At 70.1% G+C, this 22,824-nt stretch carries 20 protein-coding genes; 11 read left to right on the top strand and 9 right to left on the bottom strand.

Annotated features, from left to right (window positions below; genetic code table 11):
- Nucleotides 1–5 precede the first annotated feature (5 nt).
- Nucleotides 6–1,094: a PqqD family protein gene (locus tag CQ044_RS00630; RefSeq protein ID WP_105686138.1), complete on the bottom strand. Its 1,089-nt coding sequence runs from the start codon at nucleotides 1,092–1,094 to the stop codon at nucleotides 6–8.
- Nucleotides 1,091–2,569 (bottom strand): polysaccharide biosynthesis tyrosine autokinase, encoded by a 1,479-nt coding sequence (locus CQ044_RS00625; protein ID WP_105686136.1) that lies wholly within the window; start codon nucleotides 2,567–2,569, stop codon nucleotides 1,091–1,093. The genes CQ044_RS00630 and CQ044_RS00625 overlap by 4 nt, the downstream gene beginning before the upstream one ends.
- Nucleotides 2,570–2,723: 154 nt before the next feature.
- On the opposite strand from CQ044_RS00625, the gene lepB reads away from it, so the two are divergent.
- Entirely contained in the window at nucleotides 2,724–3,437 is a 714-nt protein-coding gene (gene lepB, locus CQ044_RS00620) for a signal peptidase I (protein ID WP_181158134.1), read from the top strand.
- Here lepB and CQ044_RS00615 read toward each other — a convergent pair.
- The 3 genes from CQ044_RS00615 to CQ044_RS00605 all read right to left on the bottom strand — a co-directional run bounded on the left by CQ044_RS00615 (nucleotide 3,415) and on the right by CQ044_RS00605 (nucleotide 6,523).
- Nucleotides 3,415–4,467, bottom strand: a complete 1,053-nt coding sequence (locus CQ044_RS00615) for a DUF418 domain-containing protein (protein ID WP_105686135.1) — start codon at nucleotides 4,465–4,467, stop codon at nucleotides 3,415–3,417. The two genes, lepB and CQ044_RS00615, sit on opposite strands and share 23 nt — an antisense overlap.
- A gap of 37 nt (nucleotides 4,468–4,504) precedes the next feature.
- Complete coding sequence (locus CQ044_RS00610; protein ID WP_105686133.1) at nucleotides 4,505–4,819, bottom strand: hypothetical protein; 315 nt, start codon at nucleotides 4,817–4,819, stop codon at nucleotides 4,505–4,507.
- A gap of 207 nt (nucleotides 4,820–5,026) precedes the next feature.
- The gene (locus tag CQ044_RS00605) at nucleotides 5,027–6,523 is read right to left on the bottom strand and encodes a LuxR family transcriptional regulator (RefSeq protein ID WP_105686132.1); all 1,497 of its coding nucleotides are present in this window, start codon (nucleotides 6,521–6,523) and stop codon (nucleotides 5,027–5,029) included.
- 407 nt (nucleotides 6,524–6,930) lie between these two features.
- Here CQ044_RS00605 and CQ044_RS00600 point away from each other — a divergent pair, with 407 nt between their 5' ends.
- From CQ044_RS00600 to CQ044_RS00570, 7 genes are all read left to right on the top strand, one after another.
- Complete coding sequence (locus CQ044_RS00600) at nucleotides 6,931–8,466, top strand: sugar transferase (RefSeq protein WP_105686131.1); 1,536 nt, start codon at nucleotides 6,931–6,933, stop codon at nucleotides 8,464–8,466.
- 243 nt (nucleotides 8,467–8,709) lie between these two features.
- Entirely contained in the window at nucleotides 8,710–9,297 is a 588-nt protein-coding gene (locus tag CQ044_RS00595) for a hypothetical protein (protein ID WP_105686129.1), read from the top strand.
- A gap of 7 nt (nucleotides 9,298–9,304) precedes the next feature.
- Complete coding sequence (locus CQ044_RS00590) at nucleotides 9,305–10,678, top strand: MFS transporter (protein ID WP_308736916.1); 1,374 nt, start codon at nucleotides 9,305–9,307, stop codon at nucleotides 10,676–10,678.
- Nucleotides 10,675–11,700 (top strand): PD40 domain-containing protein, encoded by a 1,026-nt coding sequence (locus CQ044_RS00585; RefSeq protein WP_105686128.1) that lies wholly within the window; start codon nucleotides 10,675–10,677, stop codon nucleotides 11,698–11,700. The genes CQ044_RS00590 and CQ044_RS00585 overlap by 4 nt, the downstream gene beginning before the upstream one ends.
- Nucleotides 11,697–12,581, top strand: coding sequence for a glycosyltransferase family 2 protein (locus CQ044_RS00580; protein WP_105686126.1), 885 nt, complete (start codon nucleotides 11,697–11,699; stop codon nucleotides 12,579–12,581). Before CQ044_RS00585 ends, CQ044_RS00580 begins: the two co-directional genes overlap by 4 nt.
- Nucleotides 12,578–13,231 carry a polysaccharide deacetylase family protein gene (locus tag CQ044_RS00575; RefSeq protein ID WP_105686125.1) on the top strand — a complete coding sequence of 218 codons (654 nt, stop codon included), beginning with the start codon at nucleotides 12,578–12,580 and terminating at the stop codon, nucleotides 13,229–13,231. Before CQ044_RS00580 ends, CQ044_RS00575 begins: the two co-directional genes overlap by 4 nt.
- A 375-nt stretch (nucleotides 13,232–13,606) precedes the next feature.
- Nucleotides 13,607–15,193, top strand: coding sequence for a DUF4082 domain-containing protein (locus CQ044_RS00570; protein WP_181158133.1), 1,587 nt, complete (start codon nucleotides 13,607–13,609; stop codon nucleotides 15,191–15,193).
- Between the two features lie 6 nt (nucleotides 15,194–15,199).
- On the opposite strand, the gene CQ044_RS00565 is transcribed toward CQ044_RS00570, so the two are convergent.
- Nucleotides 15,200–16,099: a glycosyltransferase gene (locus tag CQ044_RS00565; protein WP_181158132.1), complete on the bottom strand. Its 900-nt coding sequence runs from the start codon at nucleotides 16,097–16,099 to the stop codon at nucleotides 15,200–15,202.
- 107 nt (nucleotides 16,100–16,206) lie between these two features.
- Between CQ044_RS00565 and CQ044_RS00560 the strand changes: the two genes are divergently transcribed.
- From CQ044_RS00560 to CQ044_RS00550, 3 genes are read left to right on the top strand one after another with little or no spacing between them, the layout of a single operon-like run.
- Entirely contained in the window at nucleotides 16,207–17,397 is a 1,191-nt protein-coding gene (locus CQ044_RS00560) for a glycosyltransferase (protein ID WP_105686121.1), read from the top strand.
- Nucleotides 17,398–17,410: 13 nt separating this feature from the next.
- Nucleotides 17,411–18,883: a glycosyltransferase family 4 protein gene (locus CQ044_RS00555; protein ID WP_105686119.1), complete on the top strand. Its 1,473-nt coding sequence runs from the start codon at nucleotides 17,411–17,413 to the stop codon at nucleotides 18,881–18,883.
- Complete coding sequence (locus CQ044_RS00550) at nucleotides 18,880–19,740, top strand: hypothetical protein (protein WP_105686118.1); 861 nt, start codon at nucleotides 18,880–18,882, stop codon at nucleotides 19,738–19,740. The genes CQ044_RS00555 and CQ044_RS00550 overlap by 4 nt, the downstream gene beginning before the upstream one ends.
- A gap of 3 nt (nucleotides 19,741–19,743) precedes the next feature.
- Here the strand turns inward: CQ044_RS00550 and CQ044_RS00545 are convergent, their stop codons facing one another.
- Genes CQ044_RS00545 through CQ044_RS00535 form a run of 3 tightly spaced genes read right to left on the bottom strand, consistent with a single transcriptional unit; the run spans nucleotide 19,744 to nucleotide 22,817 of the window.
- Nucleotides 19,744–20,013, bottom strand: a complete 270-nt coding sequence (locus tag CQ044_RS00545) for an acyl carrier protein (protein ID WP_105686116.1) — start codon at nucleotides 20,011–20,013, stop codon at nucleotides 19,744–19,746.
- Nucleotides 20,014–20,037: 24 nt separating this feature from the next.
- Complete coding sequence (locus CQ044_RS00540; RefSeq protein ID WP_105686115.1) at nucleotides 20,038–21,264, bottom strand: pyridoxal-dependent decarboxylase, exosortase A system-associated; 1,227 nt, start codon at nucleotides 21,262–21,264, stop codon at nucleotides 20,038–20,040.
- The gene (locus tag CQ044_RS00535; protein WP_105686114.1) at nucleotides 21,261–22,817 is read right to left on the bottom strand and encodes an acyl-CoA ligase (AMP-forming), exosortase A system-associated; all 1,557 of its coding nucleotides are present in this window, start codon (nucleotides 22,815–22,817) and stop codon (nucleotides 21,261–21,263) included. Before CQ044_RS00535 ends, CQ044_RS00540 begins: the two co-directional genes overlap by 4 nt.
- Nucleotides 22,818–22,824: the final 7 nt, after the last annotated feature.

Genomic DNA, 22,824 nt, shown 5'->3' with positions numbered 1-22,824 from the left:
CGGACTCAGGACTTCCGGGTCATGATCCCGGACTCGACCAGCTGGTCGATGGCGGCCACGACGAGTTCCCGCGGATCGCCCGACGCAGGCCGTCCGAACGCGGCCACGACGTCGTCCACGATCTGCTCGAGGCCGCGGCCCTCGCGCAGCGCGTCCCAGATCACGGGCGCGATGCCGTCGAGCACGTGCACCCACCGGTGGGCGAGCACGACCACGCGGTCGTCGCATCGGATCGCGTCGGAGACGGGCGAGAGGTCGAACTCGGGGTGGTCGCCGTGGACGGTCGCGGGCTCCCAGTCCTCATGCACGCGGGCGTGATCGAGCAACTCCGGCACGATCGGCGGCACGGTGGACGCGTCCGGATACGTCAGCCGCACGACACCGCCGATGCGGTCGCACACCGCGGCGAGCGTCTGCAACGGGCGAGGCAGCTCGGCGAGATAGCTCATCTGCGGCGCGAGCTCCGCGATCGCCTCCGGGAAGGCCACCTGCTCGATGCTCGGCGCCGGGTGCTCCGCATCGCGGGAGATGAGCACCAAGGCGGCGAGCCACGGGGGCGCTTCCGGCGCCGGCTTCAGACCTGCGGAGTCCGGGGAGACCTGCTGCTTCGGCCTGCCCGTCCGCACCACCGAGAGCGGCTTGCGGTACGGGTGCACGGCGAGCCCTGGCTCCACGGCGATCGTCTCATCCGAGATGTAGCCGTGCTGCGCTCCGAGAGCGCGGCTGAGCGTCGTCTTGCCGCGTCCCGACGGTCCGACGAACGCCGCGACCCGTCCGGCCGGGTCCGCGACGCCGCAGGCATGGAACATGAGCAGGTCGCCGCTGCGCTGCTCCAGCGCGGCAAGGGTGACCCGCACCGTGAGGGACTCCGCGAGCGCCTCGGGCTCGAGGTCCGCGTCGACGCGCACCTGGTCGTCCGGCTCCGCCGTCTCCTCGTACGGCAGCTCCGCGCCCTCCCAGGATGCGCGGATGGCCTCGACAGTCGTGTCGTCCAGGTCGTCGGCGAAGGTCAGCCGGATACGGGCGCCGAGGGCGCTCACATCCAGAGGCGTGCGCCTGTCTGCGGACGGCGCATCCTCTTCGGGGGCGGTCACGCCGCCTCCGCGTCTCCTCGACGCCGGGGCTTGTCGCCGCGCACAGCGCCCGTCGGCAGCTCCTGGTCGTCGCCGCGGTAGTACTCGCCGTGGTACTGGTAGCCGTAGTACGCGGCGCCGCTGCCGCGCTTCGGCACGCGGTTCAGCACAAGGCCGAGCGCACGCGCTCCGGCGCGCTCCAGGTTGCCGATGGCCTTCCCCAGCACCTCGAACGTGGTCTTGCCGATCGTGCCCACGATGACCGCGCCGTCGGCGCTGTGCGCCAGCACGGCGGCGTCGGTGACCGGGATGAGCGGGGGTGCGTCGATGATGACGATGGCCTCGCGCGCGATCGACTTCAGCAGCTCGCGCATGCGGGCGGATCCGAGGACCTCGCTCGGGTTCGGCGGAACTTTGCCGGCGGTGACGACGAGCAGCTGCCCGTTCCCGAAGCGCTGCGCCACCTCCGCGATCGTGGCACGGCCGGCCAGCACGTCGGAGATGCCGGCCCCGCGGGGCAGGCCGAAGACCGTGTCGATCATCGGACGGCGCAGGTCGCCGTCGATGAGCACGACCGGCTGGCCGCTGGAGGCGAGCGTGACGGCGAGGTTCGAGGAGATCGTCGACTTGCCGTCACCGGGCAACGGGCTCGTGACCACGATGATGCGCGGCGGGTTGTCGACGTCCATGTACTGCAGGTTCGTGCGCAGCTCGCGCATGGCCTCGCCGATGCCGAACAGATGGGCGCTCTCGCTCGAGCTGCTGGTGCCGCCGTCGAAGGGCAGCAGCCGGTTGTCCGCGGTGAACGTCTTCTCTTCGGGGATCGTGCCGACGACCGGCTTGCCGGTCTCGCGCTCGACCTGCTCGACCGAGCGGATCCGGCGGTCGAGCGTGTAGCGCAACAGTCCGTAACCGACGGCGATCGCGAGGCCGACAAGGCCGCCGAGAGCGAGCGCGAGCCGCGTGTTCGGCGACGACGGGGAGTCCGGAAGCCGTGCGGAGTCGATCGGGCTGAGGAAGACCGCACCCTTCTTCGCCGGATCGCTCGTCTCGAGGCGGTTGACCTCCGCGCCCATGGAGCGGACCCATGCCTCGGCGACATCGCGCGCCTTCTCGGGCGTCGCCGCGTCGGCCGTGACCTTGAGCGTCGTGGTGTCGACGGTGTTGGTGACCGTGACCTGCTTGACGAGCTGGTCGGCGGAGACGTCGAGACCGAGATCCTTGATCACGCCGTCCGCCACGGCGCGCGACTGACCCAGCGCGACGTAGGTCTTGACGCGACCCGAGGTCAGCGAATTCCCGAGCATCGCGGAGCTGAGGTTGCTGTCCCCCGCGTCTCCCGCGGTGTTCGCCTGCACGATCGCGGAGGCGTCGGCGGTGTAGACCTTCGGCTGCAGAAGGGTCCACCCGAAGGCGACCGCGACGCCGAGGAGCGTGATGAGGACCATCCCGAGCCAGTGCGCACGGAACACCCGAAGATACTCACGCAGATCCATACGGCTGGTTCCCCCTCGCTCGGCTCACCCTGCGAGGGCGACAGTCAACGGCGTCTCGATGCTACCGGACGCGCGATCCCGGCCGCGACAGGGCATCGAACGACCCTCTGGGCGCGCGTGCGACTCGCTGGCCGCGACCGGGCATGATGGACCCATGACCGATGACGCTCCCGTCTCCCGCCGCCCGCTCTGGCGCCGGATCACGGGCAGCTTCCTGTTCCAGCTGTGCGCGGCCTTCGTGGTGTTCGGGCTCATCCTGTCCTTCGTCGCCAAGCCCTACTGGGTGCCGTCCGGATCCATGGAGCAGACGCTGCAGGTGGGCGACCGCGTGCTGGTGAACCGCCTCGCCTTTGCGGGCGGCGCGACGCCGCACACCGGCGACATCGTGGTCTTCGACGCGGACGAGGCGTGGGACGGCGGAGCGCGCACGCCCTCGAATCCGCTCACCGCCGCGCTGCGCTGGATCGGAGAGGTCACCGGCTTCGGGCCGTCCGGACCGCACACCCTCATCAAGCGCGTGATCGCCGGCCCTGGGCAGACGGTGAGATGCTGCTCGGCGGACGGCAGGCTCATCGTCGACGGCAAGCCGCTCGACGAGCCCTACGTGTTCCAGGACTTCGCGTTCCAGCCGGGGACGCTCGACTGCACCACGACGCCGGTGTCGCCGCGCTGCCTGCCCGAGGTGACCGTGCCCGCGGACTCCTACCTGGTGATGGGCGACCACCGCTCGAACTCCTCGGACGGCGCGGCGCAATGCCGAGGGCGCACCGACCCCGATCCGGGCTGCTGGCGATGGGCGCACTCCGGGGAGATCGTCGGGAAGGCCGTGGTGATCCTGTGGCCGGTCAACCGGTGGTCCGGGCTGTAACCAGCTGACGGCGCACGATCAGCGGCTTGGGGCGACCCGAGACCGCGCCCATCAGCCACTCGACCGGACCGGTGCCGACGAAACGCCACCAGAGCCAGGCGACCACGAGGGGCAGGAGCACCACGCTCGCCCAGGCGAGGGGCATGTTCACGGCGGGCCAGCCGATCGACCTGGCCCAGAGCGACACGATCCAGACGTGGAGCAGATAGAGACTGAGCGCCAGCTGCCCCCAGATGCGCAGGGGCGCGAACACCCCGTCCAGCACAGCCCCCCGGCGGGGAAGCTCCGCGAGAAGCACGATCGCCGCGTAGGCGACGAAGACGAGACCGACGTCGTGCAGCGTGTCGGGGTAGCTGCCCGAGACGGCAGCGGGCTGATGCAGGCCCTTCTCGAGCACCGGACGCACCGCGTAGGCGAACGGGGCGACGGCGAGCATGATCCACATCGTGCGATCGCGGCGCAGTCCGCTCCGCAGCAGGAGTGCGCCGAGCAGGAAGAACGGCAGCAGGTTCGTGAGCCGGTAGGAATGTCCCAGCACGGTCCAGTCGGCCAGCTGCTGCACGACAATGTTCGAGGAGAGGATCTGCGCGATCTGCCCGCGGGCCAGCTCGTTGAGCGGGGCGCCGACCACGACGACGATCGCGAGCACCACCGCGAGCGCGCGCGATCCGAGCAGGAGCAACGGCGCTCCGACGATCAGGAGCACTCCGAGGGCGGGCAGGACGATCACGACCCACGATCCCCAGGTCAGCATCCACAGCCCCAGGGCGATGAGCACGATCCCCCGGAGCGACTGCTGCAGCAGCGTCGCGCTCACCCGCCGGGACGTGTTCCACACGAGCTGCGCCGAGATGCCCATGACCAGAGCGAACAGCGGGGAGGCGAGGTCGTTGACGTTGGCGATCACGAACCGCACCGCTCCCGGCAGCTGCGGAAGGAGGGGGTTCGCATGCGCGATCAGCATCGCGAGGATCGCGATGCCCCTCAGCACATCAGGGACGATCAGCCTCTCCGTGCGCGCGACAGCCATCCCGTTCCTCTCGTCGCCAGAAAGCTATCGCATCCTCTTACTCCTCGGTGAGCGCCTCTCCCGTCTCGGGATCGAACCGCAGGTCGAGGCCCGTCTCGTCGTGATCGTCCATCGCCAGGAGGACGACGGGCAGCCGCCATGCGGCGCCCAGCATGACGGGCCTTACACTTTCGAGGGCCTCGTCATCGGACGGCCATCCGGACTCGGGTCCTTCCGGCGCGACAGGCCCCGGCTCGTCCTCGGCGTCGGATGCCGGAGCCGCGGCCTCGGCTCCCGGGTCCTCCGGCGTCCCCCCGCCTTCGACACCGCCGCCCGGCAGGATCGCACGTCGACCACCGCCCTTCGCGTTCATCAGCAACGCGCACTTCCCCTCTGCAGATCCCCTCCCCAGGGGCTCCGTCGCAGGGCTCGGGAGCCCGCGACGGATCATGATCGCCGACGGCTTCGGGTGGCCGCGGCATCCTCATTCAACGGTGAAAAGCTGGGAACCGTCTTCACCCGCGTCGAAATCACCCCCGGCGTCACCCCTCGGCACGGCCTGCACGAGAGGGCGGCGCGGTCAGAGGTAGCCGAGCGCCGTCGCGCGCAGCACGGCCTCGCGCCCCGACGCGACCCCGAGCTTGCGGTACAGGGATCGCTGGTGCGTCTTCACCGTGTTCACGGAGCGGAACAACGACGACGCGATCTGTCCCCTGGTCTCCCCGCGGGCGAGCCCGGCCAGCACGTCGAGCTCGTGCGTCGTGAGACGGGGATCGTCCAGAACTCCGGGATGCGGGCCCACCGCGCCGTGGGCGAGCAGACCGGGGACGAACTCGCCGAGCGTGCCGAGCAGACGCGGGGAGAGCATGCGGAGCACCGCGACCTCGTGCTGCCCCGACTCGAGGTTGAGCAGGCTCATGCGCTCGACCGCCGCCGAGGCGGCGAGCGCGTTCCCGCTGAGGTGCTGCGCCAGGGCGAGGAGCATCGTGCGCTGACGATCGGCCTGCCGGAGGCCCGCCGTCTGCGGGGCAGCGGCGTTCAGGTCGGCGATCGCGGTCTTGGTCGCGCCAGAGGCGATGCGGATGAGGTCGAGGACGACGCGGGACGGCCAGCTGCCGTCCGTGACCGCACGCGCCTCCTCCCTCGCCCTCGGGATGTTGCCGCTCAGCAGCGAATCGAGGGCGAGCAGCGACTGCGGGACGGATCCGGGCAGACCGGATGATCCCGCGCCGAGGCCCGCGAAGAGCAGGGCCTCGATGCGCTCCCGACTGTCGACACGACGCTCCGCGAGCACCCCGGCCCGGTGCAGGGCGAGCAGCTGAAGAGGCCAGATCTCGCCCATCCGCCCGTAGGTGAGCTGAAGGATCTCGGCGAAGGAGCGCTCCGGCTCCCCTTCCCGGAGGAAGGCCTCGACGAAGCGCTGCTCCGCGTCGAGCTGCGGCTCGACCCAGCTCGGCGATCGCACGAGGCGCCGCGCCTCGGTGAGGTGCGCGACGGCGGCGTCCGGCGTTCCGTAGATTCCGTGGATCAGGGCGGAGCGGAGGTGGGCCTCGCGGGAGAGGAACGCCAGATCCGTGACCGGCTGCACGCAGAGCGCGCGCTGGTACAGCGCGAGCGCCTCGCGGAAGCGCCCGGACAGGGCGGCGGTGAGCGCGGCCTGGTTCAGGAACAGGCTGCGCACGCCGCGAGTGGGATCCACGAGCGTCGGATCCGCCTCGGTGATCTCGGGCAGCCCGATCAGCACCTCGTACGCGGTCTCGAGATCTCCGCCGAGCCGCGCCTGCCACCCCTCCACCAGGGCCATCCACCGGCGCAGGTGCGGAGGCAGGTCGTCCCGCCGCCCGACCGAGAAGCCGGACGGGTCCTGCAGCAGTCCCGGCGCGAGCAGTCGCGAGGCGAGGGCGGCCTCAGGGCTGAGCCGCAGGCGATCGGGCGGAAGATCCGAGATCATCCGCGAGAGATCCTCGGGCGGCACGGTGAACCACAGCTCGATCGAGCGCGTGGCCATGAGGCGGATCAGCTCATCCGCATCCCCGGCGAGCCAGGCCGCCGTGGCTCGCCCGGCGATGTCTCGCACTGCCCCTCACCCCGTTCACGGCCCGCGGGGGCCGTGACGCCGAGCATACCCAGCGCTTCCTGATCTGTCGCCCAAGGCCACGGCTGTGGCGCCGGTCATTGCACCTGCCGTTCATTCGTCATCGTCGCTCTCCGGTCGACGGAAAACCGCCGATGGATGGCGCAGAATGATCTTTCCTCGCCCGGGGTGATCAGCTAGAGTCGCATCATTCACGCAGGTCGTCTGCGCACCTCCGTTGCTGGGAACAGCGGGGGACGTCGGGATGTGGGATTCCGGGAGAAGACGGCACCGAGGGGTCGGGCGCGCGAATGCTCCGTTCGTTGTCCACGAACGGCACTGGGGAAGCACTGGGGAAGGACAATGGCGCACTGGGGACTGCGTATTGCCGTGGCGCATGGAGCCACGGCATGACCTCCGTGAAGGGGGCACTGGGCCTCGCAAGCCCTGGCATGTTCATGCCGCTGCCGACGCCACAGACGGGTCACACCGTCATGGCCGACGCAGCGACAGCTCCACGCACGTCCGCCACGCTCACGCGTCGGCGGGAATGGGAGCGCCGCTTCCGCGAGCATCTGCTGCTCAGCGATACCGTGACGGTGCTCAGCGCCGTCGCCGTGAGCGCCGTCATAGAGGTGAGCGGAGGCGCGGCGGCATCCGACGCCGTCCTTCGCGGCATCTTGTTGGCGGTGGTCTGGGCGGTGCTGCTGGGCATGCTGCGCACGCGGGACGCCGCACTGTTCCGCAAGGGCGCCGAAGAGGTGAGGGCACTGGCGATCGCCACCGGAATGTCGTTCGGCATCGTCGCCATGGCAGCCGTTGCTCTCGGAGGGCAGGCGGCCATGCGGCCCACCATCCTTGCGGGGCTGCCCATCGGTCTGGCCGGACTCCTGCTCGGTCGGATCGCGTGGCGCGGTCGCCTGCAGGCACTCCGCCGGACCGGCAGGTTCGCGTCTCGCACGCTCGTCGTCGGAAACCGGGTCGACGTCGAGTGTGCGATCCGCGCGCTTCTCCCGGCGGAGAGATCCGGCTTCACGGTCGTTGGGGCGACCCTGCTGGATGGCAACGCTCGGGATCTCCTCGTCGGAGATGCGCGGATCCCGGTGTTCGGAAACGCGATCACGGTGGGGACCGTGGCCGCGCAGCTGAACACCGACACAGTCGTCCTGGCGACCCGTCCGGCTGGGGATCCGGACTTCGTCAAGCGACTGATCTGGGGATTGGAGGGCACGGCTGCGGAGCTCGTGCTCTCCAATCCTCTCCCTGACGTCGCGGTCGGCCGCCTGGCCTTCTCCAGCGTCGAGGGTCTTCCGCTCATCCGCGTTCGGATCACGCAGTACGACCGGCGATATCGAGCTCTCAAGCGGATCGTGGACATCAGCGCGGCGTCGCTGGCACTCATCCCGATGCTGCTGATCGCACCCGTGATCGCGCTCTTGGTCAAGCTCGACTCGCCCGGCCCCGTGCTCTTCTTCCAAGAGCGGGTCGGTCGGGACGGGCGCACTTTTCGGATGATCAAGTTCCGGTCCATGCGCACGGACGCCGAGCGGCAGCTCGTCGCGCTGCAGGATCAGAATGAGGGATCCGGACCGCTCTTCAAGATGAAGGACGATCCTCGAGTCACCCGGGTCGGCCGGATCCTGCGCAAGCTCTCGCTCGACGAACTGCCGCAGTTCTGGAACGTCCTCGCGGGCGACATGAGCGTCGTGGGGCCGCGGCCTTCGCTGCCCCGTGAGGTGATCGACTACGCGGATCACGTGTTCCGGCGCCTGTACGTCAAGCCCGGTATCACCGGCCTGTGGCAGGTCTCGGGCCGGAGCGACCTGTCGTGGGAGGAGAGCGTGCGCCTCGATCTGCGCTACGTGGAGAACTGGTCCGTCACCGATGATCTGCACATCATGTGGCGCACGGCGAAAGTGATGGTTCAGCCGCATGGAGCGTACTGAGGAGCTGCGGGCACCGCCGGCGCCCGCCTGAGCGGGCCCGCGGCCAGGGCCTCCCGTCGCTGTCGAGTGCTCTTCCTCCCCCAGAGCACGGCGCACCCCTGGTCGCGGGTCCTTGGGCATGAGAGCATCTGAGCAGCAGCCCGCGATTCGGGAGCTCGCGGGGCGAGGGGAGAACGTCCGCAGCGGCCTTTGGGAGGCGACGCGATGTCAGATGAGGGGCGGGGATCAGGGATCACGCCGGCGATGAGGATCACGATCGGCGTGGCCGGGGTGCTGGTCGTGGCGGGTGTCGTGGCGGCGATCGCGCTGACGGGCATGGGTGGCGCCGGATCCGATGACGCGGTGCAGACCACGGCGACGGCCACTCCGCCGAGCACGTCGGGCCCGCTGCCCGGTGCGACACCAGCCTCCGGCTCCGAAGTGCCGGCGCCGCCGGCAACCCCGCTGAGCGCGATGCCCCCGGCGAGCGCGGGTGCAGCGGAGCCCCTGGTCAGCGCTCCCCTCCCCGCATCAGGATCGCAGGACGGCGGCCTGGTCGAAGGGTTCCCCGCCGAGATCGCCGGGCCGGCCGCGGAGTCGACCGTGCGCTCGAGCTCGATCGCCACCCAGGACACGGTCATGCAGACCGCCCTCTCCGCGCTGTCCTCGGCCTCGCAGGACGATGTCCGCGCCGAGTACCGCACGCGCTGGGCTGCGGCGGGCCTGCGGGAACAGCAGACCGCGGACGGCACGATGACCTTCGCAGGCGCCTACGAGTCACTCTCCCTGACTTTCGGCTCCTCAGGAACCGGCACGCTGTACACCGTCTTCGGCGTCTTCCGGACGCAGTGAGGTCGCCGTGTACATCTCGTTCACGAACAGGCCCAAGCCGGCCACCGACGAGGGCACCGCGCCGACCAGGCACGGCATGCGCACCGTCTCGTCGACGGTTGTCGCGTTCGGCATCGTCTCGATGCTCACCGACATCTCCTCGGAGTCGGTCGCCGCGGTCCTGCCGCTCTATGTGACGGCGTATCTGGGCCTGTCGACCATCGCGTTCGGCTTCCTCGATGGGCTCTACCAGGGCGTCAGCGCGCTGGTGCGCATCGCCGGCGGATACACCTCCGACCGGGTCGGCAGACCCAAATGGGTGGCGTTCACCGGCTATGCGGTCGCCGCCATCGCCCGGGTGGGGTTGCTGTTCGCGTCCGGCTTCGCCGCGCTGACGGTGGTGATCTCGGCCGACCGCATCGGCAAGGGCATCCGCACCGCACCGCGCGACGCGGTCATCACGGCCTCATCGCACCCCGACAGTCTCGGCACGTCGTTCGGCGTGCACCGTACCCTGGACAACATCGGCGCGGCCGTCGGGCCGCTGCTGGCATTCCTCATCCTGCTGCTGATCCCGAACGGGTACGGCACGATCTTCCTCGCTTCCCTGGCCTTCGCCGTGATCGGCGTGATGGTCCTCGGGCTGTTCGTTCCGAACGTGCGCACGGCAACGGCTTCCCACCGCGGCACGGCGGCGGTTGACACGGCGACCGGAGGGGCGGATCGTGCCGCTCCGCGCCCGAGGTTCGATTGGCCGACGGTCACGTCGGGACCGATGCGGCGTGTGCTCGCCGCCGCGGGGATCCTCGGGATGCTCACCATCGGGGACGGCTTCGTGTACCTCGTGCTGCAGGCACGCAGCGACTTCGCGGCCCAGTGGTTCCCGTTGATGTACGTCGGCACGAACGTCGCATTCTTCGCTTTGGCGATCCCGCTCGGCCGGCTTTCGGATCGGGTCGGCCGCGCCCGCGTCTTCGTGTTCGGCCATGCGGGGCTGCTCGCCGCCTACGTCGTCGCGGTCCTGCCGATGCAGGACGTCGCTGCGACGGTGCTGTGCCTGCTCTTCCTCGGCGCGTTCTACGCGGCGACCGACGGCGTGCTCGCCGCACTCGCGGCCCAGCTGACGACACCGGAGACCCATGGCACGGGCATCGCGGCAGCGCAGACGGTCGTCGCGATCAGCCGCTTCCTCTCGGCATCGGGCTTCGGCCTGCTCTGGTACGCCCTCGGCAGGGAGGCCTCGCTGCTCCTCGTCGCCGGTGCGCTGATCGTGGCGATCCCCGCGATCGCGCTGCTGCTGCGGCCCTACCTCTCCGCGCCACGCGGGAAGAACGCGGATCCCGGCCCCGTGCCCGCCTCGGCATCGGGGCAGGCGGCAGAGCGCGGAAGAGATTCGTCATGAGCACGCGAGCCAAGTGGCTGCTCATCATCGTCATCTCGGTGCTCGCCCTGGGGGCCACCACAGCGGTGGGAGTGTCGGCCTGGTCCGAATACCACCGGCAGCAGGACGCGCCCTCCACTGTCGACACCGCGCCAGGCGTCGACCCGGCCGCTGCCAGGATCGTCTTCCGCAACACCGCGAGCGGACAGGGATACGGCCATGTCGCGGTCGTGCCGCTTTCGGATCCCTCGGGGGCTCGCAGCATCCTGGACCCGACCTGCGATCGGGTCGCGGCCACCGCGGACGCCCTGTCCTGCCTCTCCTCCGAGCGCAGCATCACTCCCACGTACTCGGCGCGCATCTACAACGCCTCAGGAACCGCGCAGCGCGCTCAGTGGTCGCTGCCGGGCATCCCCAGCCGTACGCGCTTCTCCCCGGACGGCACGACCGTCGCCACCACCTCATTCGTGAGCGGGCACGCCTATGCTGCGATCGGCTTCTCCACCGACACGGAGATCCGCCGGGTGTCCGACGCGGCCGCGGCGCCCGCGCTCGAGACCTGGACGCTGCTCATCGACGGTCAGCCGAGTGCACCCGTGGACCGCAACTACTGGGGCGTGACCTTCGTCGACGACAACACCTTCTACGCGACCGTCGGCATGACGACCATCGGGCGCACGTACCTGGTCAAGGGAGACATCGCGACCCGGACCATGACAACGGTGCTGGAAACGGTCGAGTGCCCCTCCCTCTCCCCCGACGGCACCCGTATCGCGTTCAAGCGGGTGACCAGCGGGTCGGGGCCGACCGTGCACTGGACGCCGGCGGTCTATGACATCGCGTCTGGCTCGGTGACCGTGCTGACCGCCGAGAAACGCAGCGTCGACGACCAGATCGTCTGGCTCGACGACGGCACCCTGATCTACGGCATGCCGAACACGACCCCGGGCGACACCGACGTCTGGAAGCTGGCGGCCGCCGGCGACGGCGCGCCGGCCGTGCTGATCCCGCATGCCTGGTCTCCGACGGTGGTGGCTCCGTGACCACCGGCGTCGAGGGTCTCCCGCTCATCAGCGTGATCATCGCCGCGCACGACGAGGCGGCGGTCATCGGCCGCTGCCTCGACGCGCTGTCGCCCGCGGTGCAAGGGGTGCCGTTGCAGGTGATCGTCAGCGCCAACGGCTGCACCGACGCGACGGCCGAGATCGCCCGCGCACGCGGGGCCACAGTCGTGGAGCGCGCCGAGCCCGGCAAGCCCGGCGCCCTCAACGCCGCGGAGCGCATCGCAACGGGCTTCCCTCGCGTCTACCTCGATGCGGACATCGTGGCCCCGCCGCGAGCGATCCTCGCGCTCGCGGACGCTCTTCTGACGCGCCAGGGCGTGCTCGCTGCCATGCCCGCACGCCGTGTCGTCATCACGGGACGCCCCTGGCCGGTGCGCGCCTACTTCCGCATCAACCAGCGTCTTCCCGTGTTCCGCCGCGGATTGTTCGGCCGCGGCCTCATCGCCGTCTCGGAGACGGGGCGCGCTCGTTTCGGCGAGTTCCCCGCGCTCACGGCGGACGACCTCTTCCTGGACGCGCAGTTCGCCGATGCGGAGAAGAGCGAGGTCACGGAGATCGTGGTCGAGGTCGAGTCCCCGCGCACCACGGCCGCCCTTGTCCGCCGTCTTGTCCGGGTGCGACGCGGAAACACCGAGATGCGGCGCGCGGCGGCGGGCGTGGCGGTGCGGTCCGCCGACCGCTGGTCCTGGTTCCGCGACGTCGTGCGGCACGATCTCCGCCTGGCGCCGGACGCGATCGCGTACCTCGCGATCACGATGCTGGCCGGCGTCCGCGCCCGCCGCGGCTCGGGCGGCTGGGGCCGCGACGAGAGCACCCGGACACCGGCGCCGCCGCATCCCGAGGAGGTGAGTTCGTCATGAGGATCCATCTCTGCTTCCACGGAATCGGCGCACCGCGCCTCGAGCGCGAACCCGGCGAGGCGCGCTACTGGGTCGCCGAGAAGCCGTTCCTGGACATCCTCGATCTGCTGACCGACCGGGACGACGTCGACCTGAGCTTCGACGACGGCAACCGCTCCGATGTCGAGATCGCCCTGCCGGCGCTCACCGAACGCAGGCTCACAGCGACGTTCTTCGCCCTCGCCGGACGCCTTCAGGACCCGGACAGCCTGGATCCCGAAGCACTGGTGCGGTTGCGGACGGCCGGGATGCGCATCGGCTCCCACGGATGGGCGCACGTCCCCTGGCGCGATCTCACCGATGCCGAGGCCCGCCGCGAACTCGTCGACGCGCGCACCGCCCTCGAAGAGGCCGGCGGGACGATGATTCGTCAGGTCGCTCTTCCGCTCGGACGCTACGACCGCCGGCTGCTGCACCGGCTGCGCGCCTCAGGCTATGACACGGTGTTCACGAGCGACCGCTTGCCCGCTCGCGACCGCGCCTGGCTGAGCCCGCGCTACAGCGTCACGGAACGGGACACCGCAGCCTCAGTGCAGCAGCTCCTCGCCCGCAGACCGGATCTCGGCGATGCCGTGCGGCTCGGAAGAAGCCTGCTCAAACGCCTGCGCTGAGGACCGGGGAGAATGCCGAAAGGCGCCACGATGCGCACTCGAGATGCATCCAGGAAATATCGAAATACTGCGAAGAATGCATACCGGGATACCGGGAGAGTCCTGATAATTCCGCGGGATTCCGCGGAACCGAACAGATACTGTCTTAACCCGTTCGTTATGTTGCAGATCCCCCATCTGCATGACCTTTCCCCCGAAATGCCGGTTATGTTCCCCTCCCCCACCCGCACATCCCTTCGTCGCAACCGATCCCGTCGTACACGTTTCGCCTTCATCGCCGCAGCCGCCGCCCTGCTCACAGCCGCCGGCACTGTCGCGACCGTCGCCAGCGCCACCGCTGCACCGTCAGCCCCTCCGGTCGGCACGACCGTGGGCATGTTCTCCGATTCCCTCGCTCCAGCGATCGCCGCCGACGCCGACCGGGTCCCGGTCGAGCTCGGGATCCGGTTCACGCCGAGCAGCACCGGGCAAGTCACCGCTCTGCAGTATTACCAGGGCCGTCAGACCCGTGGCGTCACCGACGCGACGCTCTGGTCATCGGATGGCACCGCCCTCGCACACCAGTCGTTCCCGGCGTCCTCAACCGTGGGCTGGCGCACTGTTCCGCTGGACTCCCCCGTCCAGCTCATCGGCGGTCGCACCTACGTGGCCTCCTACAACGCCCCGAACGGCGGCTACGCCGTCACCGAGAACGCACTCTCCTCGGCGACGCAGGTGAACGGCTTCTCGCTCGGCGAGGGCGCCGGCGTGTATCGCTACGGCCACACGACGACGGTTCCGAAGTCGACGTACCGCGGATCCAACTACCTCGTCGATGTCGTCTTCACCCGCACCGGCGGCTCGCCCTCGACGACCCCCGCACCGACGCCGAGCACGACTCCGAAGCCCACGACGTCGCCGACACCGAAGCCCACGACGACACCGAAGCCCACGACGACACCGAAGCCGACCACGACGCCTACCCCGAAGCCGACCTCCACTCCCACCACGCCTCCGGTCACGACGCCTCCGACGACTCCACCGGTGCCGAACGGGAGCTGTGTCGGCGCCCCGAACACTCCGGGCGGCGCAGACCCGTGGGGCGGCTGCTGGCCCGGGCCCCAGAACACGGGCTATCCGCACGGTCTGCCGGGCGACACCCGCACGCCTGTCACTCTGACGCCGTACACCGGGCCCACGACGATCACCAGCTGCGGCGTGGTGATCGACTCGAAGATCGTGAACGAGACGATCATCGTGCAGGCCGGCAACGGAACAACCTCCAAGAGCACGCCGTGCGTGACCATCCGCAACTCCCTCGTGAAGGGCGTGATCTACAGCGAGCAGGCCAGCTATGGCCCCGTCGTCATCCAGGACACCGAGGTCAATCCGCCGGACCTGCCGTGGTGGGAGAACATCGGGCGCAGCAACTTCTTCGCCACGCGCGTCAACTCCCACGGCGGCGAGGGCGTCATCAAGTGCGACACGCACTGCGAGGCTACGGACAACTGGGTGCACGGCATGCAGCTGGGCGGCTCGTACCACTACAATGCCTTCGGCGGCAATGGCACGAACGACTTCCGGATCGTGCACAACTACGCCAGCTGCGGCGACTGGGCCAGCGTCTCCAACCCCGACGGCGACGCCGGCTGCTCCGCGGTGATCGGGTTCTACGGCGACTACGCGCCGATTCAGAACATCACGATCGACAAGAACTATCTGGCCTCGACGTTCGACATGAGCGCGGCCAGGGTGAACACCCAGGCCGGGTACTGCCTCAACCCGGGCTACTACCCGGGCAAGCCCTACCCCGACACGCGCAACCTCACGATCACGAACAATGTGTTCGCCCGAGGGGGCTCCGGAAAGTGCGGCGTCTTCGGACCCACCAACAGCCTGAACGGCATCGGCGCCCCGAACGGCAACATCTGGCAGGGCAACCGCTACAGCGACGGCACGACCATCGCCCGCTCCGAGGAATGATCCTGCTCAGCGGGGAATGAGCCGATCCCCCAGGCCCAGCACGTCGGGGCGCTCCGAAGGTCTGAGGAGCGCCCTGACCGCGGCCCAGGAACGGCCCCGTCCGAAGAGGCCACGGCGGACCTCCACTCCGACACTGAGCCAGAAGTACACCGCCCCGCGGAGGGGGCCGGAGCGGCGCCGGTAGAGCCGGATCCGGTTCAGGATCTTCATCACATGCGTCGTCGAGCTCTCCCCCGAGCCGCCGCCGATGTGCACAGCGCCCGCATCGGGCGTGTACCGCGTCGACCAGCCCTCATCCGCCGCGCGGAGGCTGAGATCCGTCTCCTCCGAATACAGGAAGAACGACTCGTCCATGCCACCGAGTGCTCGGTAGCAGTCAGCATCGACGAGCAGGATGGCGCCGACCGCCCAGTCCACGTCGTGCTCCGTCTCGTAGGCCGCAGGATCCTCGATCCGCTCCGCGAACGCGGGGCGCCGCGTGAAGCTGAGGCCGCCGACCCTCCCCAGCGTCGGCGCACGGCGCAGCGTCGGCGAGAGAGCACCATCGGCCTCCCGCACCCGCGGGGCGACGATGCCCACCCCTCTCCCACCCAGCACCGCAAGCATGCGAGGCACCGCGTCCGCGTCGAGCGCGGCGTCGGGATTCAGGATCAGGATCGCCCGCGTCGGTCCGGACTCGGCCACCGCACGGTTCATGCCCGCGGCGTAGCCGACATTCGTCGAACGCACCACCGTGCAGTCGTCTCGGGCGTCGAGGATGTCCAGCGTGCGGTCCGTGGAGCCGTTGTCGACGACGACGACCGTGGCAGTCGCGTCACCCAGCGCGGCCGGCACGCTGTCGAGCAGCGCGGAGATGTGCTCCTCGCTGTTGTACGTCACCACCACCACGGCGACATCCGTGTCCACGCGATCATCGTATCGACAGCAGCCATTCCCCGCACAGCACTTTTCCTCCCCGTCAGAGGCGATTTTCACCACCCCTCGAGACCGCGTCGTCGACTAGAATCGAGAGCGTGACGACGTCGCCGCAGACTCGCTCCGCCGGACCACGCGTCCCGGTCTCGATCGTCTGCGTCTACAACGACGAGCCAGTACTCTCCTCGTGCCTGCGACGCTCTGTCGAGGCGCAGGCCGCGGACGCCCCGCAGACCGAACTGATCGCCGTCGACAACCGCCGGAACCGCTTCTCGTCGGCGGGCGCCGCGCTCAACGACGGCACCCGCCGAGCGCAGAACGAGGTCGTGGTCTTCGTGCACCAGGACGTGGTGCTGCACTCGCTGCCTGCGCTTGAAGAGGCGGCCGCCGAACTCCTGGATACGACGGACATCGGCATCATGGGCGCCGTCGGCATCGACGGCGGCAAGCACATCATCGGACGGATCCGCGACCGGATCGTGCGCATCGGGGAGCCCGCGCTCCGTCCCAGAGACGTGGACACCCTGGACGAGGTGCTGCTCATGGCGCCCCGCGCGCAGCTGCTCACGGAACCTCTCTCCGAGGATCCGCTGCTCGCGTGGCACGCCTACGGCGTCGAGTACGCCCTGCGGATGCGTCGGGCGGGTCGCCGCGCGGTGGCGCGCGACATCCCCCTCACGCACAACAGCCTCAGCACCAACCTCGCCAAACTCGACCTCGCGCACCGTCACGTCGGCGACGTCTACCCCGAGCTGCTGCCGATCCAGACCACCTGCGGCACCGTGCACCGCGACGGCCTCGCCGATTCCCTCGCGCGAGGACTGCGCCGGTTCCGCAGCGCGGGGATCTGGTGGGGCGAGTCCCACGTCGCCCGAGAGGTGCACCGGATCAGCCCGGACAGCACCCAGGTGTTCGCCGACATCCGCATGCTCATCGACGACGCCCTCGCCCTCTCCGGCCTCTCGTCGCTGCACGTGATCGACCTCGATCCCGAGGCGAGCGCCGAGCACGCGGACAACCTCTCGCGCTTCGACCGCCCGTTCTCCGTATCCACGGCGGACGCCGATCACGCGCGCGCGGCGATCGCTGCACGCCAGCCCGGTGAGCTGATCTTCGTGGCGGGACTCGCGGATGACTCGCAGGCCGCGCTTTCGCCCTTCGGTGCGCACCCGCATGTCCTCGGCAGCTCGGCGTCCACCGGACGCTGGGCGCTGATCGGGGCGAGCGCAGACGAGCTCGCCCCCCTCTGGCCGTCGCGACGCAACCGCCCCCTCCCCTGGTTCGCCTGAGATCGGGGCGGCGATGCATGCGCGTACGGGGACACGGGAGGCGCGGGCAGCCGCGACGCTGTGGGGCGCGCTCGTGTTCGCCACCGATCTACTGCCCCCGCGCGTGCGCTACGGATACGTGCATCGCTGGACGCGCTCGGCGTTCTCCCGCCCCCTGCGCACACTCGCCGCGCTCCCGGCCGAGCCCGTCAGGACCGGTGACGACGCGCCCCGCCTCTCCGGTCACGATCCTCACGCCCCCGCGATTCCCGACCCGGTCCGGTGCCTGCTCGTCGCTGACGGCCTGGAGATCGGCGGCATCGGGACCGTCATCGAAATGCTCGCGATCGGTCTCGGGGAGCACGGTGTGGATCCCGTCGTGCTGTGCCCGGAGGATGGCGCGAGGGCAGCCCGGCTCCGCGGCGCCGGCGTCGAAGTGCTGGTCGCCGGCGATGAGGCCTCAGCGCTGCGGGCGATCCTGAATGCGCGGCCGGATGTGATCCAATTGCACAGCGCACCGCCGGAGCTCGAACGAGCCGCGCTGCGCAGCGGTCTTCCGCTGATCCCGGTGATGCACAACACGGAGATCCACTTCACCCGTGCGCGGTGGGCGCGGTTCGCCACCCTCATGACGCGTTCGGTGCGGGCGATCGCCGTGAGCGAGACCGTCAGCGCGTTCCATCGGCGTCGTATCGGCGACGACACCGCGATCACGGTGATCCCGAACGGCTCCCCTGTCGCGCGTACCCCGTCGCCCGCGCAGCGTCGGCGCGCACGTGCCGCGCTCTCCGCCGTGACCGGGACGGAGATCGGCGACGATGTGGTCTTCGTCTGCCTCGCCCGCTATGACGCTCAGAAGAACACCGCAGGCCTGGTCGCGGCCTTCGCGGCGGCGATCGCGGACGGGCAGGAGCCGGTACGCCTGGTGTGGGCCGGGGAGCCCTCCGACACGGCCGAGATGCGGCGGGCGGACGCGCTGCGGCGATGTGCGGCGGCCGCGGACCGGATCCACCTCCTCGGCAGTTCGGATGCGAGGACGCTGCTCACGGCCGCGGACGTGTTCGTGCTCGACTCGTTCTTCGAGGGTTGGCCGATGGCGGCCACCGAGGCCGCGGCGATCGGCCTGCCCCTCGTGCTCAGCGATGTCGGCGGCGGACGCGAGCTCGTCACGCGCGACGCGACACGATCCGTCCTCGTTCCCAATGCGACGGGACCGGCGGACCAGGTGACGGACGCGAAGGTGCGGACGGCCCGCCGCCGCTCCACGTCGCAGCCCAACGCCGCAGCGCTGAGTGCGGCCGTGGCCGCGGTCGCGGCGACCGTGCGCGCCGAGCAGGCCGGAACGGCGCCACGGCCCGCCGCCGATCCCGACCGCGGCGGCGTGCGGGCGATGCGCGCCGCGCACGCCGCCGTGATCCGCGCCGCCGCCGGCACCGTGATCGGCCGGAAAGATGATCCGCCCGATCCTGCGGTCGCCGTCCTGCCGCGTACGGAGAGCGACGCATGACCAGGCCGGAGCTCGTACCGATCACCGCATCCGAGGCGGAGGCCGCGGCGGCGTTCCTGCATGAGGAGCTGAATCCCGCGGTGTCGTCCGCGGCGTGGACCGCGCTGCTGCGACCGCCGTGGCCGGACGCCGGCCCGGACGGCGGCGTGCTGCTCCGTGACGGAGACCGGGTGGTCGGCGTCTACGCCGCCGTGCGCTCCGCCCGGGACGACGGCGGGACCGTCGTCTCCCTGTGCAACCTCGCCGCCTTCTGCGTGCTCGAGGAGTACCGCATGCACAGCGTACGGATGGTCCGCGCTCTGCTCGGGCAGCGCGATGTGCAATTCACCGATCTGTCCCCCAGCGGCAACGTCGTCGCGATGAACGAGCGCCTCGGATTCATCCGGCTCGACACGGCGACGCGCCTCGTGCTGAACCCGCCGGCACGCCTGCCGCGAGGCGTGCGGATCAGCGATGCTCCTGCGATGTTCGAAGCGGTGCTGCAGGGCGATGACGCCCGCATCTACCAGGATCATCGTGATGCCGCAGCGGCCCGGCACCTGCTGATTCAGCAGGGCGAGAGGTACGCCTACCTCGTGTATCGCGCGCATCGCATGAAACGGCTCCGGCTCTTTGCGCTGCCGTTGTACGCCGGAGGCGATCGTGCTCTCCTCGAGGAGGCCTGGGGCGCCGTTCGGGCCTATCTGCTACGCCACGACGGTCTCCCGTTCACGCTTGCGGAGGGGCGCTTGCTGGGCTTCGCCCGCGGGATCGGACGCACTCTACGCAGCCCGCGTGCGCGCATGGTTCGCGGGGCAGGTCTGGACGCCGCCCGGATCGACTATCTGTACAGCGAGCTCGCGCTCGTCGAGTGGTGACCGTCAGCTCCCGGCAGAAGCACCGGCCTTCTCGCCGACGAAAGCGACCAGGGTGCCCACGGTATCGAAGAGCTCTGCTCCGAACTCGTCGTCGTCGATCGTGATGCCGAAGCGGTCCTCGAGCGCACCGACGAGCGCGACGACGCCGAACGAGTCGAGCTCGGGAAGCGCGCCGAACAGTGCTGTCTCGGGTTGCAGGTCGTCGGGGCGCTGCGTCAGATCGAGGGCGTCGATGAGGACCTCCCGGACGGCGTTCAGGGTATCGACGTTCATGGCTTCTCCTTCAGGGGCGGGCGTTCAGACGAGGACCTCGGCGGGCGCCGGGTGCCCCAGGAATGCGGTCGGGCTGGCGGTCAGGCCGTATGCGCCCTGCTGGAAGACGATGATGAGGTCATCGACCGCGGCACCCGCCGGCAGCGGGATGCCGTCCGCGAGCAGATCCAGCGGCGTGCACAGGCAGCCGACGACGGACATCTCCTCATCGGCCGGGGCCGAGAGTCGGCTGCCGAGCGCGACGGGGTAGTTCCGCCGGATCGCCTGGCCGAAGTTGCCGGAGGCGGCGAGCTGGTGGTGCATGCCGCCGTCGACGACGAGGAACGTGCGCCCGCGCGACACCTTGCGGTCCACGACGCGAGTCACGTACACACCGCACTCGCCGACGAGGAAGCGGCCGAGCTCGATCACGGGCCGGGCCTGCGGGAACCTCTCGGCGATCGGCCCCGTCACGAGCCGATCGAGATTCTCCGCCACGGACTCCAGGTCGAGCCTGGTGTCGCGCTCGGTATAGGGGATCCCGAAGCCGCCGCCGAGATTGAGGTAGCGCAGCGGCGCCGGCAGCGACTCCGCCAGCTGCCCGACGAGGTCGACCGTCCTGCGCTGCGCCTCCGCGATGATGTCCGCCGCGAGGTTCTGCGAGCCGGCGAAGACATGGAATCCGAGGATGTCGGCGCCGCCCGTGAAGAACCGGAGAAGTTCCGGCACCTGCTCCGCATCGATGCCGAACTGCTGGGGACCGCCGCCCATCCTCATCCCGGATCCCTTCACGGCGAAGTCCGGGTTCACGCGGATCGCGATCCGCGGCTCGACACCGAGCTCCTCCCCGGCGGCGATGACGCGCCGCAACTCGGTCGGCGATTCGATCTCCACGATGATGCCCGCGGCGACCGCCTGGCGGATCTCGGCCGGTGTCTTGCCAGGACCGGCGAAGCTCACGCGATCGGGGCTGATCCCGGTGTTCAGCGCGTGCTGCATCTCGCCCGCGGACGCGACGTCGATCCGATCCACACGGGCTGCGAGGTGCTGCACGACCGCCGGCATCGGGTTGGCCTTCATCGCGTAGCTGAGCTCGACCCGGGCCGGCAGCAGCCGGCGAAGGAGGTCGACCCGCGCATCCAGCAGGCTCCGGTCGTATGCGAAGAACGGCGTGGATCCCACCCGTGCCGCCAGCCTGGTCAGCGGCTGCCCGCCGACACACAGCTCTCCGTCGATCGTTCCGAACTGGTCGATGTGCTCCTGCACGTTCACGACGACACCTCCGTCCTGATGCGAGGGCGATCGAACTTGCCATTGGGCGACCGCGGCAGATCGGCGCGCACGTCCACCCGTGCAGGGAGCATGTACGCCGGCACGATCGGGCGCAGCGCAGCGAGGAGGGTCTCGTGATCGAGGCCGTCACCCGCGGCGGTCACTACAAGAACGATGCGCTGGCCGAGGACAGGGTCGTCGACGCCGATGGCCACGACGTCGCGGACCAGCCCGGTGCTGTACACGGCCTCTTCGAGCTCGGTCGGGCTGACTCGGTAGCCGGAGGTCTTGATCATCTCGTCGCGACGCCCGACGAATGACAGGAAACCGTCGTCATCGGCCACGACGGTGTCGCCCGACCACACCGCGAGTTCCGGCGCCCGCCACTCCTCGCCCGGACGGCGCAGGGGGCGGAACCGTTCCGCCGTGCGCTCGGGGTCGTTCCAGTAGCCGAGTGCCACGAGCGCGCCGCGGTGCACCAGCTCGCCCTCCTCGTGCGGTGCGCACGGCGTGCCGTCCGGACGCAGCACGAGGATCTCGGCGTTCGGGATGGCCTTGCCGATCGAGTCGGGACGGCGGTCCACCTCGGCGGGATCCAGATACGTCGAGCGGAAGGCCTCGGTGAGGCCGTACATCAGGTAAGGGTCGGCTGCAGTGAACACCTCGCGAAGCCGAGCCAGCGCAGGCCGCGGCATCCGCCCGCCGGTGTTCGCCCAGTACCGGATCCGCTGTGTCGCCGCCTCGGGCCACTCCACGTCGGCGAGCTGCAGCCACAGCGGCGCGACGCAGGTCAGCCCTGTCACGCCGTGCGCCGCACACACTCGCGGCACGTCGCGCGGGAGGAGGTAGTTCATCAGCACGCAGTGCGCTCCGACCGCGAAGGCCGTGGTCACCTGGCTGAGTCCCGCGTCGAAGCTCAGCGGAAGCACGCTGAGGATGACGTCGTCGGCCGTGTTCTGCAAGTAGCCGCTCACGCTCTCCGCGCCGACGACGAGGTTGCGATGGCTCAGCACCACCCCTTTGGGCCGGCCGGTGCTGCCCGAGGTGTAGAGGATCGCGGCGGGGTCGAGGTCGATCGTTCCCGGATCAGCCGGACCGTCGTCGCCCGGGCTCGTCGCCCATGCGTGCACGCCGTGGTCGCCGCTCGGCTCGGGCGCGGAATCCCCCACGACGATCACGTGTGCCACGGCCGATCCGGCAAGCGCCTCTCCGAGCGCGGGCAGACGGTCGGAGGACGTCAGCAGGAATCGCGCACCGCTATCGGTGAGGATATGACCGACCTGCGCGGTCTTGAGCACATGGTTGACCGGGACGAACAACCCGCCCGCCGCCGATGCGCCGAACAGCGCTGCCACGGTCTCCAGCCGCTTCTCCAGATAGATCGCGACGCGGTCGCCGCGGCGCAGTCCCAGATCCTGCAACTGCACGGCGACGGCTCGCGCGGCCGCCCATGCCTCGGCGTAGCTCTGGGTCTCGGACTTGTACGTCAGGGCGGGGGCGCCGGGGGTCATCGCGGCCCGCTCGGCGAGCAGATCGTGCACGTGGGTGCGCATGGCGTTC

Origin of the sequence: Microbacterium sp. MYb64, from assembly GCF_002979495.1 — a bacterium.
Lineage (GTDB): Bacteria > Actinomycetota > Actinomycetes > Actinomycetales > Microbacteriaceae > Microbacterium > Microbacterium azadirachtae_A.
This window is presented reverse-complemented; position numbering and strand designations above follow the sequence as displayed.

Bases quoted from the DNA above. Each gene is read 5' to 3' on its own strand.
- CQ044_RS00625 (WP_105686136.1), bottom strand. From the start codon at position 2,569: ATGGATCTGCGTGAGTATCTTCGGGTGTTCCGTGCGCACTGGCTCGGG.
- lepB (WP_181158134.1), top strand. From the start codon at position 2,724: ATGACCGATGACGCTCCCGTCTCCCGCCGCCCGCTCTGGCGCCGGATC.
- CQ044_RS00615 (WP_105686135.1), bottom strand. From the start codon at position 4,467: ATGGCTGTCGCGCGCACGGAGAGGCTGATCGTCCCTGATGTGCTGAGG.
- CQ044_RS00610 (WP_105686133.1), bottom strand. From the start codon at position 4,819: ATGAACGCGAAGGGCGGTGGTCGACGTGCGATCCTGCCGGGCGGCGGT.
- CQ044_RS00600 (WP_105686131.1), top strand. From the start codon at position 6,931: ATGACCTCCGTGAAGGGGGCACTGGGCCTCGCAAGCCCTGGCATGTTC.
- CQ044_RS00595 (WP_105686129.1), top strand. From the start codon at position 8,710: ATGAGGATCACGATCGGCGTGGCCGGGGTGCTGGTCGTGGCGGGTGTC.
- CQ044_RS00585 (WP_105686128.1), top strand. From the start codon at position 10,675: ATGAGCACGCGAGCCAAGTGGCTGCTCATCATCGTCATCTCGGTGCTC.
- CQ044_RS00575 (WP_105686125.1), top strand. From the start codon at position 12,578: ATGAGGATCCATCTCTGCTTCCACGGAATCGGCGCACCGCGCCTCGAG.
- CQ044_RS00570 (WP_181158133.1), top strand. From the start codon at position 13,607: ATGTTCTCCGATTCCCTCGCTCCAGCGATCGCCGCCGACGCCGACCGG.
- CQ044_RS00555 (WP_105686119.1), top strand. From the start codon at position 17,411: ATGCATGCGCGTACGGGGACACGGGAGGCGCGGGCAGCCGCGACGCTG.
- CQ044_RS00550 (WP_105686118.1), top strand. From the start codon at position 18,880: ATGACCAGGCCGGAGCTCGTACCGATCACCGCATCCGAGGCGGAGGCC.
- CQ044_RS00545 (WP_105686116.1), bottom strand. From the start codon at position 20,013: ATGAACGTCGATACCCTGAACGCCGTCCGGGAGGTCCTCATCGACGCC.
- CQ044_RS00535 (WP_105686114.1), bottom strand. From the start codon at position 22,817: ATGCGCACCCACGTGCACGATCTGCTCGCCGAGCGGGCCGCGATGACC.